Raw genomic sequence first — 17,223 nt, 5'->3', positions numbered from 1 at the left:
AGAGCCATTTTCGATGTAATCTTTATGTTTCCCAAATAACCCCTTTGTAGAACAGACTAATTCATTGAAATGCGTTGAGGTTCTCTGGCGAAAGAACTAACCAGTATAATGTTACTTTATATAAGCTAAAATGGAATTAAATGTTTTTATTTGTATGCCAATAATTCAACTATAGTTTTGAGGTGAATCAATGGATCAATATGAGGTTGCAACCCTAAAAAAAGGTCTACTCATTCTAGACGCTCTGCAGCAAGGTGAACCCATGAGATTGACTGAGATTATGCACCGATTTAACCTTAATAAGTCAACAACTTTTCGTCTGCTTTATACGCTGGAATTGACAGGTTTTATTCAAAAAGAAGGTCACACGTACAAAGCTTCTGAATTAAAGGGGCACCATTCATCATCTGCTAACACTCGACTTAATTGGTTAGTTGTTCCATCCCTGCATCAATTAGCGAATGAACTTGGCGAAACCGCATATATTGGGATTTTAGATGGTATGAAAGTCATGACAGTACAAGTGGTGGAGAGCAATCATGCCATCCGTAGCCATACACACGTAGGTGATTCTGCTTATGCCCATCTTAGTGCCTTTGGAAAAGTAATCCTGGCGCATCTAAGTAATGAACAACTAAAAGAAATGCTTACACATCTTACCCAGTACAAAGCAACAAAGCATACTTTTGACGACAACCATTTATTAAAAGAGCATCTTAATGTAATCCGTCAACAAGGATACGCCATTGATGATGAAGAAACAGAAGTGGGTTTACGCTGCGTTGCTGCACCTATATTTTATAATAGTAAAGTGATCGCTGCATTGGCTATATCCGGCCCTGCTGCACGATTGAACCGAAAGAGAGACCGTGCGGTAAGTAAAATATTGAAGGAATGCAGTGCACAGATTTCCAGTCAACTTTGACACGCTCAACTATTCAAATTTCAATAATTCACACCAATAACACCATCTGACGCGAAAAAAAGGCGTATCCCAAACTGGGACACCCCTCTTTAAGCTTAGCTTAACGTTTCACTCTTCGAGCAAAATCCACGAACTGAAATTTATCCAGTCGATGCCTGGACTCGGTATATTGGAAAAGCACCGTGTTCTCCAAATAAACATAGTTTCGTACTACTACAATATGCGTGTAACTCTTCAAATCAAGCAGTCTATGATCCTCCTCAGTAGAAGGCTCAACGGATATCAGCTTCTTCGCATAACTAATTTTAAGACCCAACTCCTGCTCCAGATAATCATAGAGTGAGCCTTCCGCGATTTCCTCGCTTAGGAATGGAACAATATCCGCCCGGAAATAATCCTTATCCAAAATGATCCGATCGCCTTCAATCTCTCTGGCACGAATAACTTTCCAAACCAGGGTTTCAGGCGGAATCTGTAGGTGTCTGGCGAGCGCGGAGCCTGCCGGCTCACTTATCGTCCGCTCTACCAGTGTCCGCGAGGCAGTACCCAATGTATCGGCCATCTCTTTAAATGAAATCAGACCGGTAACGGGGAAATCCATTCTCGTCATATCAAGCACAAAGGAGCCTCTGCCCTTAATTTTGTGAATGTATCCTTCACGGAACAGCAGGTTCAGCGCTTTGCGAACGGTCTCTCGTGAAGTGCTGTAAGCTTCAGCAAGTTCACTTTCAGAGGGCAGTTTGGTTCCCGGCAGCAGTTGTCCAGAAAGAATTTGGTTGCTGTACTCATTATAAATTTGCAAATATTTATTTTCTCTCAATTTTGATCACCGCCCTTTATTGTATCACGTCATGCCTATGGAAGCATCGATTCAATTGGAGGGAAATTTATAGCGTGGAACATATGAATTCTTATATTACAGAAAACAGCCCCCAGGGGCTGTCTTTCTGTAATATAAAGTCTTTGCCAATCTAGCCTGTATCAACCCTTGAGATGAATAGTCAAGATGCTAGATTGTCTAGCTGCAGCTGGTCCAGTCTTCTCCTCAATCTTCTCCACCATATCCTGACCTGCAGGAATGATGATAGGAGTAATCAAAGGGTAACCTGCTGCGCGGATAGCTTCCATATCAAATTCTAGCAGAAGCTCGCCTGCCTGCACCTTGTCGCCAATATTCTTATGGGTGGTAAAACCACTGCCTTTAAGCGACACCGTATTAATCCCAACGTGGATGAGTACTTGTACACCACTGGCATGCTCCAATATAAGCGCATGTTTGCTCTTGATCACATGAGCTACTGTAGCATCAAAGGGTGCATATACTTTACCCTCAGAAGGTTCGATTGCAATGCCTTCACCCATCTGCTTCTCGGCAAAGGCAGGATCAGGCACCTGTTCTAGAGATACTGCAGTTCCACTGAGCGGAGAGATAAGCTCCAGAATATTCACGGAGTCCTGTGACTCTTGAACTATAGGGCGGCTGTTCAAATTGTCTGTCTCGCTCACAGTAGTAGTAGCCTTTGTAGCTGTGTTCTTTTCGGAACGCCCCACCACAGATCGGCCGTAGAGTACAGTAGCGACAAATGGCACTATGAGAACAATAAGCATGCCAATGAAGAACACGCCCCACTGGTTCGGGAATATCGAAAGGAAGCCGGGAATCCCGCCTACGCCAATGGAAGAAGCGCGAACCTGATTAACGGTAAGAAGCATACCGGCAATCCCTGAGCCGATCATCCCGAAGATGAAAGGATAACGATAGCGGATATTCACTCCGAAGATCGCCGGCTCCGTCACGCCGAGGAATGCAGAGACGGAAGATGTAGCTGCTAAGCCTTTTGCCTTCTGTTCTCTGACTACGAACATCATTGCAAGTGCCGCGGCACCTTGTGCAATATTGGATAATGCTAACATCGGCCAGAGGAAAGTGCCGCCCTCGCTGCCGATGAGCTGCACATCAACCGCCAAGAAGGTATGATGCATACCAGTGATGACTAGAAGCGCATAGAATCCGCCGTAAATCAAGCCACCAAGAAGCGCAAAATGATCAAATACAAAGATCAGGCCGGAGGTGATGGCATTGGCAATGCCAAACGTAACCGGACCGATAACGGTGAAGGCCAGAAAACCGGTAATCAGTAGAGTCACTGGCGCAACAACCAGCAGTTTAATGGAGTCATGCACCCGGCGGTTGAGGAACTTCTCCAGCCTTGCCAGAATATAGGCCGAAACCAGCACTGGCAATACTTGTCCCTGATAACCGATCTTCTCCAAATGCCAGCCGAACAAATTCCAGGTTGGAACAGTACCCTCAGTGGAAGCACTTGCATAGTTATAGGCACTTAATAGATCTGGGTGCACGAGAATGAGACCCAAAACGATCCCGAGCAGAGGACTGCCGCCGAAACGTGTAACAGCTGCCCAACCGATAAGTGCTGGTAAAAAGGTAAAAGCTGTGCTGGCAATCGTATTAATAATCGCAGCAATGTCTTTCCATGCGGGATAGACATCCACCAGCGACTGATTATCAAAGAAGATACCAGGCCCGGTCAAAATATTATTGATCCCAAGCAGCAAACCTGCGGTTACGATAGCTGGAAGAATAGGAATAAATATATCAGCCAGCGTCTTGATCGCACGCTGCAGCGGATTCTGTTTTCGGGCAGCAGCGGATTTCACTTCATCTTTGGAAGAACGAGAACCGCCAGTGATCTGAATCATTTCATCGTATACTTTATCTACAGTTCCCGGTCCGATAACGATCTGAAACTGCCCTTGGCTAGAAAATTGTCCCTTTACTAGTTCGTTGCGGTCCAAGGCTTCCGAATCCACCTTGCTCTCATCATACAGCGAGAATCTCAGCCGGGTTACACAATGTGTCGCAACCTCTATATTCTCCTTGCCCCCAACTGCCCGTACAATATCCTCAACATTTTTGCGGTCTATAGCCATATTTTCACTCCTTACATAATTGATTTGTTCTCCTTCTCAAGTACACCTCGTTAGCGGATTAACCACATGTAGGAAGCATAAGGACTAAGCTGAAGCTCTTGTGTTAATGCAGGTGTTTCTGTTGTATTTCCAATCAGAAGCTCGTCTTTACCACTTGATGATAACTCTGCCCAGTGACTATCTTCAAAGCGGAAGGTAATCTCTTTACTGCTGAAGTTCGAGACCACTACAAGCGCCTCTCCATCACCTGTTCTGGCGTAAGCGAACACTTCAGGATGACCATCATCGAGTCTCTTGAATACACCTTCAATGAATATCCCATAATCCTTGCGTAGCGCAATCAGCTTGCGGTAATGATGGAAGATGGAATAGGGATTGGCTAGCTCCTTCTGCACATTGATGTCCGAATACCGCTCATCAACTTTCAGCCATGGAGTACCTGTGGTGAATCCGGCATTTCGGCTGTCATCCCACTGCATCGGCGTACGGGAATTGTCCCGTGAACGTTCCTGAAGAATACTCAGGGCAGTCTTAGGGCTTTTCCCCTGTTCACACAAAATACGGTACATATTCAGTGACTCAATGTCACGGAACTCATCGATGCTCTTCCATACCGGATTTGGCATCCCGATTTCTTCCCCCTGATACACATAAGGTGTTCCCTGAAGGCCATGCAGAGTTGTTGCAAGCAGCTTGGCACTCTCTACACGGTAGACCTTATCATCAGTGAATCTGGAGAGGGCACGCGGTTGATCGTGATTGTTAAAAAATAATGCGTTCCAGCCCTGACCTTTCTGCATTCCGGTCTGCCACTCTGTGAACAAGCTTTTCATCGCCTCAAAATCATAGGGCATTAGCTCCCACTTCTGTCCATTCGGATAATCGACTTTTAAATGATGAAAATTGAAAGTCATGGAAAATTCCCGCTCTTTAGGACTCGAGTATCGGATGCAATGCTCCAATGTAGTTGAGGACATCTCTCCGATCGTCACCATCTCATACGGACCAAATACCTCTTCGTACATCGCTTTGATGTATTCATGAACCCGTGGACCGTCAGTATAGAACTTGCGTCCATCCCCCGGTGGAACACTCCCGTCATCGTTAGGGAAGCGTTGATCCTTGGAGATTAAATTAATTACATCCATGCGGAAGCCGTCGACACCCTTTTTAGCCCAGAATAGCATCATATCATTCACTGCTCTACGTACCTTCTCGTTCTCCCAATTCAGATCCGCCTGGGTTTTATCGAAGAGAGTAAGATAATATTGTCCCGAAGCTTCATCAAACTGCCAGGCAGGACCTCCGAACTTCGACTGCCAATTGTTGGGTAAGCCACCGTCCGGAGCGGGGTCCTTCCAGATGTAGTAATCACGATAGGGATTGTTCCTGCTTGAAATGGACTGTTTGAACCACTCATGTTCTGTTGAAGTATGGTTAACCACGATATCGATCATTAGCTTCATTTCACGTCTGTGCAGTTCCTGTACTAACTCGTCGAAATCCTCCATCGTACCAAAATCCGGATTGATATTTTCATAATCTGCAACATCGTAACCGTTATCATGTTGTGGCGAGACATAGACCGGCTGTAACCAGACAATATCAATTCCAAGCTTCTGCAAATAATCTAATTTTTCAATAAGTCCTTTAATATCTCCTGTTCCGTTGCCTGTAGTGTCCTTAAAGCTCTTCGGGTACACCTGATACACCGTGGACCGGCGCCACCACTCCGAATACTGGGACTGACTCAAGTTGAACACCTCCAAAAGAATTACTTTATGTCAAACATTAAACCTGTATATACAAGTTCAAACACTTCACACAGTTTAAACCTGTATATACAGGTTGTCAATACTTTTGCTATCTGACTCGGAAAAAGAGTAAAAACTGGCGGTTCTTCTTTAATTAACCCATTTGATAATCAATTATTCTTATTCCTATTTCCTATCTTAATAATTGTTCTATAATCACAACAAAAAAAGCCGCTAAGAAAGCGGCTTTTTATATACAAAGATGTCTTGTGCAGAATTCATAACGATGACGAAAATCCGCTAAGTTTAACTAAAAAATGATACCGATGATCAGAGCGGATAAAACGCTTACAAGTGTGGCGCCAAATAACAGTTTTAATCCAAATCGAGCCACAATATTCCCTTGTTTTTCATTTAAGCCTTTCACTGCACCCACAATGGTACCAATGGACCCAAAGTTAGCAAATGAGATTAGAAAAACCGAGACAATGGCTGTAGTACGCCCACTTAAACCATCTTGGATTTTAACAAAGTCAAGCATAGCAACGAATTCATTCGCAACAAGCTTTGTCGCCATGATACTGCCTGCATCAACAGCTTCATGCCATGGGACACCGATAAGAAAGGCAATGGGTGCAAAGACATACCCTAAAATTCCTTGAAACGAGATACCGAATACTCCGCTGAAGACCCCGTTAATTAATGCAATGATCCCAACGAAACCAACCAACATTACACCAACTACTATGGCTACTTTAAAGCCATCCATAATATATTCGCCCAGCATTTCAAAAAACGTTTGTTTTTCTTCTACCTGAACTTCAACAATATCTTCTTCAGGTGTAACTTCATACGGATTAATGATGGATGAAATGATAAATCCGCCAAATAGGTTCAATATCAATGCAGCTACTACATACCGAGGTTCTAGCATCGTCATATATGAACCAACAATTGACATGGATACCGTCGACATTGCAGACGCACATAATGTATACAAGCGATGTTTTGGTAATAATCCAAGCTGGTTTTTCACCGAAATAAACACTTCATTTTGTCCTACAATTGCGGCTGCAACTGCATTATAAGACTCCAATTTGCCCATGCCATTTATTTTACTTAGTACCAAACCAATATACTTGATAATGAACGGGAGAATTTTGTAATGCTGCAATATCCCAATTAATGCCGACATAAAAACAATTGGCATCAAAACATAAAGGAAAAATGTATGGGCCCCTTCATTTGCAATCCCACCAAAAACAAAGTCAGTCCCTTCATTGGCGTATCCAAGTAATTTTGCAAAACTATCGGCAAACCCTTTAATTAAGAATTCACCTATACTTGTTTTTAGTATAATTAATCCCAAACCGATCTGAATAGCAATCATTACAATGATTGGTCGATATTTAATCTTTTTCTTATTGTTACTTCCTAGCCATGCCAGTAAAAGAACAATAACCAAACCAGCAATAGAAATTAGATAATGCATTTTTAGCCCTCCAAATTATCGGTTAATTTTCTTGGAATCCTCATATCGAAATGCATCTTTCCACATTAACCCTTGTTCCAAAATAATCGCCAACAGACTTCCGCATATTAATCCATTATTTAAAATGGCTATCACGATCGGAGATAAATGGGCCGTAGCTGATGAAGGGATAAACATTAAACCCACACCCACTAAAAGGGAAATTCCACTAACGATAAATGTTCGTTCTTCATGAATGACCTTCTTCAATTCCTTTAGCGCTAATCCGACCATCTTCACAAAAATGACGAAGGTAACGGAATAGCCTATGGGAGCTGGAATCGCTGATATAACATTCATCATTGGCGGAAATAAGGATATTGAGATCACAAAGCAACATCCAATTAAAAATGATCTGCGCTCCTTCATCCCTGTTTGTTCAACATATCCCGCCGCTCCCGAGATAGGGACAGAACCGACCGCTCCTAAACCGCCACTAATAAGATGCGTAATTCCAGAAGTAAACCCGGCGCGCAAATAACGACGGTGATCCACTTGCTTTTGTTTCATAACGGTCTCCATCAAACGGATCGATGCAACTGCATTGGTTATTAATAACAGCGTTAATAAAAATGCAGTAGTGATTGTCCCTGCATCGAATTGAGGTCTGCCAAATGGGAATATTTTCGGTAGCTTAAATAGAGTATCCGCATGAGAAAACACTGGTATATTACCGCAGATAATAAATAATAGGCAGCCTATCAATATACTGAAAATTATTGAAAACTGGCTGAGTACTACAAAGCGACTTTTTCCTAACCAAAAGGTAATGCAAACCACAATCACACTAAGGATGAATACTTTAACATCTAACGTGGTGTGGGCTATGGTAATCCCCATCATCCCTTTCATAAAAGATCCACTTAATTGAAAGATCAATAAAAGTAAATAAATAAAAGTGATGGTGGGAGTAAATAGACGAGCGATTTTATCCATTAGCTTAAATGCTGAAATTAGGATAAATAACACACCGCTAATGATCATTGCCCCACTTAAAGCTTGTAAAGCACCATTGTTAGAAGAATAAAGCCCCCCCACTAAACTTGCGTAAATCGTAAAAATGCTCCACCATAACCCTGCCGGACCTTCATGGATAGGGAATTTATGACCCATCAGGCCTTGTAAAAATCCAGCTATCCCTAAAGTAATCATTGTGCTCTGGATAAGCCCGGAAGTCTCTATGGGTGTTAAGTTATATAAATCTGCGATAGCAATGGGTGCAGCAATTGCACCAGCGATCATAAAAATCATCCACTGCAATCCTGACAGTATTACCTTCATTTCTTTCTCACTCTCTTTTCTAACAACACTGCTCTTATCCATAAATCAGCCATCAATGACTGTGTTAAGGGCTATTTCGACCATTTCATAAAAAGATTGTTCACTTTCTTTATGAGTCAGGTGTTCCTGTCTTAGCAATTGACTGCCGACTGTTAAAATCGATAACGCTTTTACACCATATTTAGCGGCTAAAGTGTATAGGGCTGTACTTTCCATTTCTACTGCTAATACACCAAAATCCATAAACTTGTGAAGTCGATCTAAATTTTCACGATAAAATTCATCAGAATTATAAATGTTACCAACAAAAACATTTGCATTTTTAGCTTGTGCTTGTTGATACGCTTTCATTAACAATGAAAAATCTGCTGTAGGTGCAAAATTACAACCATGAAAGATCTTCTCCGTCATATTACTGTCTGAAGACACCGCTTGGGCTATTATAATATCGCGGATATTAATTTCACTTTGCATCGCACCACATGTACCAATGCGAATCAATTTCTTAACTTCATAATCGACGATCAATTCTGTAGCATAGATACTCATCGATGGATTTCCCATCCCTGTCCCCTGAACCGACACCGGTACACCCTTGTATAATCCAGTGTATCCATACATCCCTCTTACTTCGTTATAACAATTAGCCCCCTCTAAAAAGTGTTCTGCTACAAATTTTGCACGTAAAGGATCTCCTGGGAGCAAAACGCGCTCTGCTATTTCTCCCTTATTTGCACCTAAATGCCTACTCATAGTTCTTCCTCCAACTTTTAATAGTAAACTGAGGTTTACCGAAATCGCTTTCCACTTGGCCTCAAGTAAAATCAGTTTCGAAACTAGATTGAGCATAAGGTTTTTTAACATTACAAACTAGACCAAAAACTTACGTAGGTAACGGAAAATAATTGGTCAAATTATAAAAGCAATTCTTTACGGATATTGTCCAAATCTCTTTTAGAAGGGATCGTAGAAATAATAACAACAGGCACGGTCTTTAGTGCAACCGGGATATTACTAATGACAAGATCAATATTATTTTGCTGCATGATCTCGTCGGTTAGCCCTTTCATAATGGAGGTATTAAGGATCAACTGATCCCCTATTTCCTTCTTTATCAAATCTGCTATGTAATGACGAATTGAAAATTCCTCCCCGATCACTAAGAAAGCCCTCTTACTCTTATAACGTAAACTCGAGCGGACAATTAAGGTTAGTTTTGTTAAATGAAAATTATTGAAGAGAACGGAAGGGTAAGTTTTATTCCACGTTTGCATACAGGTTTGCATTTCTTGATAAATCTGCTGGCACTCCTGCTCTACATATGTTGTTAAATGACTTTTCGAAATCATCATCCATTCCGGAATGGCATTTTCGATTAATAACTTGTCAAAGAACCCGTAAATCTCCAAGATAAATCGTTCATGCATATCCAAGTTCGGGTATACCTTTGCCAACAACATTAGAAGCAGATTCCCCATTTGATATTCTTCTTTATTCTTGTGTAATTCGACTTCTTTAATCGGAGTGATCTCTGACCCTTCATAATAATGATATTGGCTGAGACTAACCATGGATTGCATAAAGAATATTTCACTCTTTGGAAATTCGATGGACAGCTTTTCTTCAAGACGCTCTGCTATGGCTCTCACTGGTATATAAAACATTCCCTTTTCCCAGGGGTATGCATTTTCGTCGATGGTTACACAATTTCCTTTCCCAGCTCTTTCTATTACAATTGCCAACAAAAAGGACAATTTCCTTTTGGAATTGATAAAATATACAATGTTATTCTCAATCTCTATATTTGTGATCAACTGATTTATATAAGCAAAATCGATATTCGCAAAGGGCCATCCTGTAAACTCATACGCATCACAATATAAATTCCAATAAAAATATCGAATATTCATTTCATTCCCTTTGATCACAGGTGTAGAGTAACTAATGCGTAACTTATACGCTTTTAGATCATTATTATTTAATTCTACAATCAGCTTCTTCAAAGACGAGGTACTCATAAACATGGCTTCAGAAAGCTCCTCCACAGACATTTGACCAGCATTCGTAAACAATAAATGCATCAGCCGATAAAAAATGGTTTGTCTGAACATAGAAGAAATCACTTCACTTATCGTACTTTGCCCATCACGTAGAAGAACGATTCCCTTACCTCTAAAAACTTCAATGGTTACAGTAGAGGGTAGTTGCTTGCTGATTTCCTCCACCATCTTCCGTATTGTCTTATCTGAGATCCCTAAACTTTTTTCCACTTCGGCTAAGGTAAACCATCTTTGTTCCGTATCAAGCAGCGTTAATAGTTGGCTAGCTAAATTAAATCCCTTATCCATTGTTATCCACCCTATTTCAATTTCATTTTAATTTTTATAGTATAAACAAATTCACATCTATAACCATATTATTTTTCAATAAAAAAACCCGGGTTTCATTTACCCGAGTTTCACATCACTTTATATTTGTGTTTTTTCTTCAATAGGGCTAATTGCTTTCAGCTGCATCGTTATGACGGCTGCTATAACGGCTTTGATGATGTCCCCCGGAAGAAAGGCTAACGCTCCGACAAGTCCAGCCCAGATCGACGTATTGGTTATTAATGCCATGACTGGTGCACCAATCAGACTCACTAGTAATACACCAAAGATTATGTTGATCGCTATCAGCTTCCAAGTTCGGACCTTCGGCCAGATTTTTTCAGAATACCAGCCGATAAGGCCGGCCGCGATAGGGAAGCTAAATATGTATCCTGCAGAAGGACCAATGAGCACTGCGATTCCGCCGCGGCCACCAGTCAGTACAGGCAGTCCAATGGCTACTAGAATGATGAAAATGACTAGACTGAGGGCGCCCATCCGTTTCCCCAGAAAACATCCAGCTAACATGACGCCAAGCGTCTGGGCAGTGATCGGAACGGGGATGAAGCCGAGGGGGATGGGTGGAATCATGCCCAGCACCGCGATAAGTGCTGCGAATAATGCAGCATAAATAAGTTCTTTTGTCTTCAAAAAATTGACCTCCATTGGATATAAATAATTGTATTCTGGTTAGTAAATACGTCCAGTAAGCTGAATTATAATGGAGATATTCATGATTGTAAACCAAAAATTAATTTATAGTTCACAATAGAATGAAATACCAAGCTTGAGTTTTTCCAATTGTTATATAGAATTAGAGTATTCAGTCGCAATCGTTGGATGTTATTATATTCAATGGGTTTTGGTCGGAGAGTTATACTTTTGGAGGTTTAAGTTCATGACAGTAAAAGAACATATTCTTGCCTTGCTCGACAGTAATAAGGGTGAATACTTTTCCGGCGAAGAAATAGCCGTTCAGTTATCCGTGACGCGCAGCGCTGTCTGGAAAGCCATAAAATCGTTACAGACAGACGGATATTCCATACAAGCTGTAACTAATAAAGGATATTCCATGTCACCTCAAACAGATATCCTATCTGCAAGTGCAATTTCAAAATATCTGGATACCCAGGAGCAAAAGTTACGTTTAGAAGTCTTTAAGACACTATCTTCAACGAATGAAGCCGTAAAAAGCCTTGCCTCAAATGGAGAAGCTGAGGGTAAGGTGATCCTTTCCGAAGAACAGACCGCTGGACGCGGGAGAATGGGCCGAAAATTCTTTTCTCCACCGGGAACGGGTATCTATATGAGTATCCTGCTGCGTCCCAAGCTATCAGCAACAGATTCCGCTCTGCTGACCACTTGCGCCGCTGTTGCAGTCGCCCTTTCCATCGAGAGCGTATCCGGTAAAGAAACGCAGATTAAATGGGTGAATGATGTCTTCATGGAAGGTAAAAAGGTGTGTGGGATTCTTACTGAAGCATCCGTGTCACTGGAAAACGGCTGGCTTGATTATGCCGTTCTTGGTATTGGTATCAATGTAGCGCTACCGTTCGACGGCTTTCCTAACGACCTTACCGAGATTGCAACAACTGTAATTTCTGAAAACAATTCTTATGGTGATCTCCGCAACCGACTGGTAGCAGAAGTACTGAACAATTTCATGAGATATTATGAGCAATTAACGGACAGATTGTTTCTTACCGAATATAGAAAACGGTTAATTTCACTTGGAAAACCCGTAACAGTGATAAAGAATAATGAACAGCTTAAGGCAACAGCCATTGATATCGATAACGATTGCCATCTGAAAGTCAGATATGAAAATGGTGACGAGGAATATCTTTCAAATGGAGAAGTCAGTGTTAAAATTTAGCTATTGTTCTTTTTAAGATAGGCTAGCTTATGACGTTTTTCGCAAAAGAAGCCACCTTGTAGGCGGCTTCTTTTGCGTATATGTTATTCGTGGTAATCGTCAAATTTAAACATGGAGGAATCATTTTTCAGTGGTTTATTATTGCAAATTATTTTTTATCCAGCTAAGCAGCGACTCTTCCTTCGGAGCCCAAGCAAGTAGATTTCTTGCATGGGTGGCACGCACACGGCTGTTCGAGGCGATAGCAAAACGCGCCCAGTCTCCAAGTTCTGCTATCGCTTCGTCTGCGGGCCAGCTTATGGTCTTGCCCCCAAAGCCTAACGCCTCGCTGACAGATTTGGCGATGTCCCCATAAGATTCCTCCCCATTTTCGGCAAAGAAATACGATGCAGACGGTGCTTTTTCAAGTGCCAATACATACAGTTGTACCAAATCTTTGATGTGGACATTAGACCAGCGATTTACGCCTTTACCTACGTGAACGCCTGCCTGCAGCTCTCTCGACTTGCGAATAATCTGCGGCAATTGATCGCTTTCCACAGGCAACGCTAGTGCATCACCATAAATCATAGATGGGACTATCACGATGCTTCTCACCCAATCCTCAATTCCAGCCTTGCGTACGAGGTTGTTTATCGCTACGCGGTTTTCCCTAATATCCATAGGTACAAATGGTGTTTCCTCGTCAAAAATTTGTTCGCTCGCCGTTTCGCCACGGGCATCATCTCCAACCACACTTGAACCCGATGTATGCAAAAATGGCTTTCCACTTCCACGTAGAGCAGCTATAAAAGTTTCAACTGCCAGCAAATGATCAGAATCGGCTGTGTGAATTACTGCGTCGCTGAGCTTAGCATATTTCGTTAGCGTATCCGTATCTTCCAACGTGCCGAGTATAGGCTCTATACCAATATCCCTTAATGCTTCCACCTTATCGGGATTGCGAACCAGACCGAAGACAGTATGCCCGGCATCAAGTAAACCTTTAGCCACCGACCCGCCGATATAGCCTGAAGCTCCTGTGATAAACACTTTCATAATAATATTTCCTCCTCATCTATGCTGTTGATGCTTGTCCATTCGACAAAGTGTAGTGCCAGTCTCAATTATTTATTAATTTTGCTGCTTCTTTATTGTAAGCTCCAAAACATAAATAAAACAAATTATGAAATAGCCACTTATTAATAAATAATTTTATAAATAATACTAGCTAATCCATCTTCTTTTCTCTTAGGATAGATATGATCTCATGAATCAGAGGCAAATGCTTATTCTTTAACTGATAAGCGATATATAACTCGTTTTTTACTTTTAAATGCTTAAAAACAACTTTTGATTTGCCTTCTTTTAACGAGTTTCGCAAGAGGTATGTAGGTATGACACTCAAGCCCACCCCGAGCTCAACTGCCTTCAGGATCATGTGTAAATTAGGAATGATATGAATAGGTCTAATTTCAGGACGTTTCTTAAAATGTTCTCTCCAAATTCTTCTTATTATCGGCAATTCCAAGCCATAGCTGATCCATTTCTGTTCAGAGAGCCATTGCTCTTCAAGCTTCAGATTATCAAATTCAAGGATTTCATAATTGCTTGGAGCTACTATAACAAACTCTTCATCCATTAATTTCAAATACTCGATACCGGGAGTTTGGAACCTTTTTGACATAATGAGAATGTCTAGCTTGTCTTCCTTCAGGAGCTCTAGCAATTGCTCGGAGGTTCCAAAATGCGAAATGGTGCAAGTATTAAAATCAGTAAGTTGTGGCAGTATTTTTTCACTAAAAAACTCATGCGCCGCTCCCAGCTTGATTACACTCAGCGTAGGCAAAGAAGCGGATTTAAAGCTCATTGTCGTATTCTCTAATGACTCTATAAGTGGAGCGAGCTGGGAATATAACTCCTTTCCCCGCTCTGTTGGAGTGATTTTTCTAGTCGACCGAATAAATAAAGTTTCTCCCACCTCCGCCTCCAAGGCGGCTAAGTGCTGACTCATGGCTGGCTGCGTCATCATGCGGGTTTTTGCGGCTTCAGAAATCGATTGATACTTATATATTGTGCAAAAGCTTCTATACCATTCAAAATCAACCATACTCTAGGCTCCACCTTTATACTGTAAAATTTATATTAGAAGATGAACTTAATATATCAACTTAAGACGCTGTATTCTACTGCGGTAAAGCATCTAAATCCGGCTGCATCTTGTTCCGCAGAACATACAGCATGATGGCACCAACAAGGAACGCAACGGCATCCGAAATGACGAGCGACCAGACCACACCATGAAAACCATTCATTCGATTGGCTATATACAACACAGGAATCAGAGTAACTCCTTGAATAATTGACATTATAAATGCAGCAGTTCCTTGCGCTGTAGCTTGGAAGATCCCGGTAAACAACGAAGTCATTCCTGTAATGAACAAGGATAAGAATGTCACATGCAGAATGTAGCTGCCCATTTCAATTAATTGCGGGTCATTCGTAAATAAGCCAATTAAGTGGTCGGAAATCAGATAGACGATAACGCCGAACACGACAGCTAAAGCTATTATCGCTTTGATCGTGAATCCGATGGTATGCTTCATGCGTAATTTATTCGCTGAAAAAGAGAAGGCAATGAGCGGCACGACTCCCTCGCATAAACCCATCAGAATACACTCAGGTAATTGCAATAAACGGGATGAAATTCCGAACCCCGCTATGGCTTGATCTCCATATTCGACTAGAAAATGGTTCAATATGAGTGACATTACACCCAAGAAGATGCTCATTATAAAGACGGGAACTCCGATTTTGAATACATTGCTCAGTATATCCTTGGTAGCTTTGAACCATTTAAAAGAGACAGTTAAGAATTGGCTTTTATAACCCAAATGGTAGGCGTAGAATGCGCTCGCAACCAAGTTAGAGATGACCGTAGCAGTCGCAACGCCAATCACGTCCCAATGGAAGACGAAGATAACTAGCGCATCGAGAATAATATTCACGACAACACTTAGAATCATCCCAATCATCGATGTGATTGCTGAACCTTCCGAGCGCACGATATTCTCCAATGTGAAGCATAATACAACGAATGGTGAGCCAATAAGCATAATCGTTACATAGTCCTTTGTAAATCCGAAGGAGTCGGGCGTCGCTCCCAGACCATGAACAATTGGATCAATCAACGGGAGGCCAACAGCCATCACGATAAGACCGATAACTAAACTGCTGTAAAAAGCGAATGAAGATACATGCTTAACATCATCATATTTTTTCTCCCCTAGCAAGCGGGAGATGAATGTACCACTGCCCATGCCAATCAAGTTTCCTAGCGCCATAATGATCGCGAATAACGGCAAGGTTAGTGCAAGTGCGGTTAACATAGCCGTATTGCCCAGTGTGCCAAGGAAATAGGCATTCAAGATGGAATATATGACACTCATTGACATGCCTAACATCATCGGTATACCGAAGTGAGCTACGGCTTTTGAGATGGGTGCTTTTTCAAAGTAATGAAGGTTTTCTGCATCCATGTGGGTCACCACTTTCTTCATCTATTTGGTATTCAAATTACTTAGAGTTCTAACTATTTATAGAATATGAACCATGACGCAGCAACAAACAACCCCGTACCGTAACATCGACTTTACGGGGTTGGTGTGCGAAATTTAACTGTTCTTCAGTTTCCAAGAAAGTACGTCATTGCGCCGCCTTTGCCGTTCATCTTTCTTTTGTAAAAGGCTCGCCACTGCTACTGTTTGACGAAAAGACTCTGCTTACTTATCGTCCGGATCATGTGACTGGTCTGGTGACGAATTCCTTCCATCTCTGGAAGGCCAGCCGAATCCGCGCATGTCACGATGCCCTTCCCCGCCAAAGCCAGGGAACCTTCCGCTAAAGCGTTCGTCCCTAGAATTCCCCCACATTTTTTGCATTTGTCCACGCATGGCCATTAGTTTTTCGAATTCCTCTGTTCCCATACGCTCCTTTGCAGCCTCCATCCACATAGCCATTACATCACGTTCTCCGTCCGTTCCAAGCTCTTCTTCTAAAGCCATAATTACGCGGGTTAAGTAATCCCCGAAAGCAACCTGCTCTTCTGAAGATAGGCTAGAAAATATGTTGACGTTGTCTATCTCTTGCCCCTCTTCCTCTTGTCCTTTTTGGGTTAAGTAAATCAACATGATGCGTTTGTCTGTTTCTGATGGCTTACGGGTGATATATTCGGCTTTTTCCAATTTTGCAAGCAATTCATTGAGGGATGATACACGGATGTCCAGCATATAGGATAAATCTTTGGTGCTGATACCATCTTTCATCCGGAGAAATGCCAGTATCCTGCCTTGCCCGCGGGATGTGTCGGCCATAGGGCCAACAGCAGCATGTGTTTTTAAGTGTTGTCGTTGCAGCAGCCATTGCAGTTTCGCGAGTTTTTCATATAATTCAGTATTCATGTCCATATTGGATCCTCCATAAAGTTTGTATGGTACCTGTTAATCTTTGTGACGGTACCTGTTGGTTTTTATTATAACGGTACCTGTTAGATATGT

At 41.8% G+C, this 17,223-nt stretch carries 14 protein-coding genes; 2 read left to right on the top strand and 12 right to left on the bottom strand.

What is annotated here, in order from left to right; all coding sequences use genetic code 11:
• Positions 1–190: 190 nt before the first annotated feature.
• Positions 191–925, top strand: coding sequence for an IclR family transcriptional regulator (locus tag MKX41_RS08595; protein ID WP_340969620.1), 735 nt, complete (start codon positions 191–193; stop codon positions 923–925).
• A gap of 100 nt (positions 926–1,025) precedes the next feature.
• Here the strand turns inward: MKX41_RS08595 and treR are convergent, their stop codons facing one another.
• The 8 genes from treR to MKX41_RS08555 form a co-directional block, all read right to left on the bottom strand.
• Positions 1,026–1,745, bottom strand: coding sequence for a trehalose operon repressor (gene treR / locus MKX41_RS08590; protein WP_042188406.1), 720 nt, complete (start codon positions 1,743–1,745; stop codon positions 1,026–1,028).
• 161 nt (positions 1,746–1,906) lie between these two features.
• On the bottom strand, positions 1,907–3,877 hold the full coding sequence (gene treP / locus MKX41_RS08585; RefSeq protein ID WP_340969617.1) for a PTS system trehalose-specific EIIBC component: 1,971 nt from the start codon (positions 3,875–3,877) through the stop codon (positions 1,907–1,909).
• A gap of 50 nt (positions 3,878–3,927) precedes the next feature.
• Positions 3,928–5,631, bottom strand: coding sequence for an alpha,alpha-phosphotrehalase (treC, locus tag MKX41_RS08580; RefSeq protein WP_340969614.1), 1,704 nt, complete (start codon positions 5,629–5,631; stop codon positions 3,928–3,930).
• A 310-nt stretch (positions 5,632–5,941) separates the two neighbouring features.
• Positions 5,942–7,123: a NupC/NupG family nucleoside CNT transporter gene (locus MKX41_RS08575; RefSeq protein WP_042188403.1), complete on the bottom strand. Its 1,182-nt coding sequence runs from the start codon at positions 7,121–7,123 to the stop codon at positions 5,942–5,944.
• 15 nt (positions 7,124–7,138) lie between these two features.
• On the bottom strand, positions 7,139–8,485 hold the full coding sequence (locus MKX41_RS08570; RefSeq protein ID WP_262495603.1) for a purine/pyrimidine permease: 1,347 nt from the start codon (positions 8,483–8,485) through the stop codon (positions 7,139–7,141).
• A gap of 3 nt (positions 8,486–8,488) precedes the next feature.
• Positions 8,489–9,196 carry a purine-nucleoside phosphorylase gene (gene deoD, locus MKX41_RS08565; RefSeq protein ID WP_042188402.1) on the bottom strand — a complete coding sequence of 236 codons (708 nt, stop codon included), beginning with the start codon at positions 9,194–9,196 and terminating at the stop codon, positions 8,489–8,491.
• 161 nt (positions 9,197–9,357) lie between these two features.
• Entirely contained in the window at positions 9,358–10,791 is a 1,434-nt protein-coding gene (locus tag MKX41_RS08560) for a helix-turn-helix domain-containing protein (protein WP_340969607.1), read from the bottom strand.
• Between the two features lie 120 nt (positions 10,792–10,911).
• Entirely contained in the window at positions 10,912–11,463 is a 552-nt protein-coding gene (locus MKX41_RS08555; RefSeq protein ID WP_076283743.1) for a biotin transporter BioY, read from the bottom strand.
• Positions 11,464–11,710: 247 nt separating this feature from the next.
• Here MKX41_RS08555 and MKX41_RS08550 point away from each other — a divergent pair, with 247 nt between their 5' ends.
• The gene (locus MKX41_RS08550) at positions 11,711–12,688 is read left to right on the top strand and encodes a biotin--[acetyl-CoA-carboxylase] ligase (RefSeq protein WP_076283744.1); all 978 of its coding nucleotides are present in this window, start codon (positions 11,711–11,713) and stop codon (positions 12,686–12,688) included.
• Positions 12,689–12,826: 138 nt separating this feature from the next.
• Here MKX41_RS08550 and MKX41_RS08545 read toward each other — a convergent pair whose 3' ends face one another.
• The 4 genes from MKX41_RS08545 to MKX41_RS08530 form a co-directional block, all read right to left on the bottom strand.
• Positions 12,827–13,726, bottom strand: coding sequence for an NAD-dependent epimerase/dehydratase family protein (locus tag MKX41_RS08545; RefSeq protein ID WP_076283745.1), 900 nt, complete (start codon positions 13,724–13,726; stop codon positions 12,827–12,829).
• 172 nt (positions 13,727–13,898) lie between these two features.
• Positions 13,899–14,777 (bottom strand): LysR family transcriptional regulator, encoded by an 879-nt coding sequence (locus tag MKX41_RS08540; RefSeq protein WP_340969601.1) that lies wholly within the window; start codon positions 14,775–14,777, stop codon positions 13,899–13,901.
• A gap of 76 nt (positions 14,778–14,853) precedes the next feature.
• Positions 14,854–16,206, bottom strand: a complete 1,353-nt coding sequence (locus MKX41_RS08535) for an MATE family efflux transporter (RefSeq protein ID WP_340969599.1) — start codon at positions 16,204–16,206, stop codon at positions 14,854–14,856.
• A 243-nt stretch (positions 16,207–16,449) separates the two neighbouring features.
• The gene (locus MKX41_RS08530) at positions 16,450–17,133 is read right to left on the bottom strand and encodes a MarR family winged helix-turn-helix transcriptional regulator (RefSeq protein WP_340969597.1); all 684 of its coding nucleotides are present in this window, start codon (positions 17,131–17,133) and stop codon (positions 16,450–16,452) included.
• Positions 17,134–17,223: the final 90 nt, after the last annotated feature.

It is taken from the genome of Paenibacillus sp. FSL R5-0475, assembly GCF_038004585.1.
Classification (GTDB): Bacteria; Bacillota; Bacilli; order Paenibacillales; family Paenibacillaceae; genus Paenibacillus_AQ.
Note: the sequence above shows the minus strand (reverse complement) of the source record. Positions and strands in the feature narration are given on the sequence as shown.

Coding starts and splice junctions, on each gene's coding strand:
- MKX41_RS08595 (WP_340969620.1), top strand. CDS start 191: ATGGATCAATATGAGGTTGCAACCCTAAAAAAAGGTCTACTCATTCTA.
- treP (WP_340969617.1), bottom strand. CDS start 3,877: ATGGCTATAGACCGCAAAAATGTTGAGGATATTGTACGGGCAGTTGGG.
- deoD (WP_042188402.1), bottom strand. CDS start 9,196: ATGAGTAGGCATTTAGGTGCAAATAAGGGAGAAATAGCAGAGCGCGTT.
- MKX41_RS08560 (WP_340969607.1), bottom strand. CDS start 10,791: ATGGATAAGGGATTTAATTTAGCTAGCCAACTATTAACGCTGCTTGAT.
- MKX41_RS08575 (WP_042188403.1), bottom strand. CDS start 7,123: ATGCATTATCTAATTTCTATTGCTGGTTTGGTTATTGTTCTTTTACTG.
- MKX41_RS08570 (WP_262495603.1), bottom strand. CDS start 8,485: ATGGATAAGAGCAGTGTTGTTAGAAAAGAGAGTGAGAAAGAAATGAAG.
- MKX41_RS08535 (WP_340969599.1), bottom strand. CDS start 16,206: ATGGATGCAGAAAACCTTCATTACTTTGAAAAAGCACCCATCTCAAAA.
- MKX41_RS08530 (WP_340969597.1), bottom strand. CDS start 17,133: ATGGACATGAATACTGAATTATATGAAAAACTCGCGAAACTGCAATGG.
- MKX41_RS08540 (WP_340969601.1), bottom strand. CDS start 14,777: ATGGTTGATTTTGAATGGTATAGAAGCTTTTGCACAATATATAAGTAT.
- MKX41_RS08550 (WP_076283744.1), top strand. CDS start 11,711: ATGACAGTAAAAGAACATATTCTTGCCTTGCTCGACAGTAATAAGGGT.
- MKX41_RS08545 (WP_076283745.1), bottom strand. CDS start 13,726: ATGAAAGTGTTTATCACAGGAGCTTCAGGCTATATCGGCGGGTCGGTG.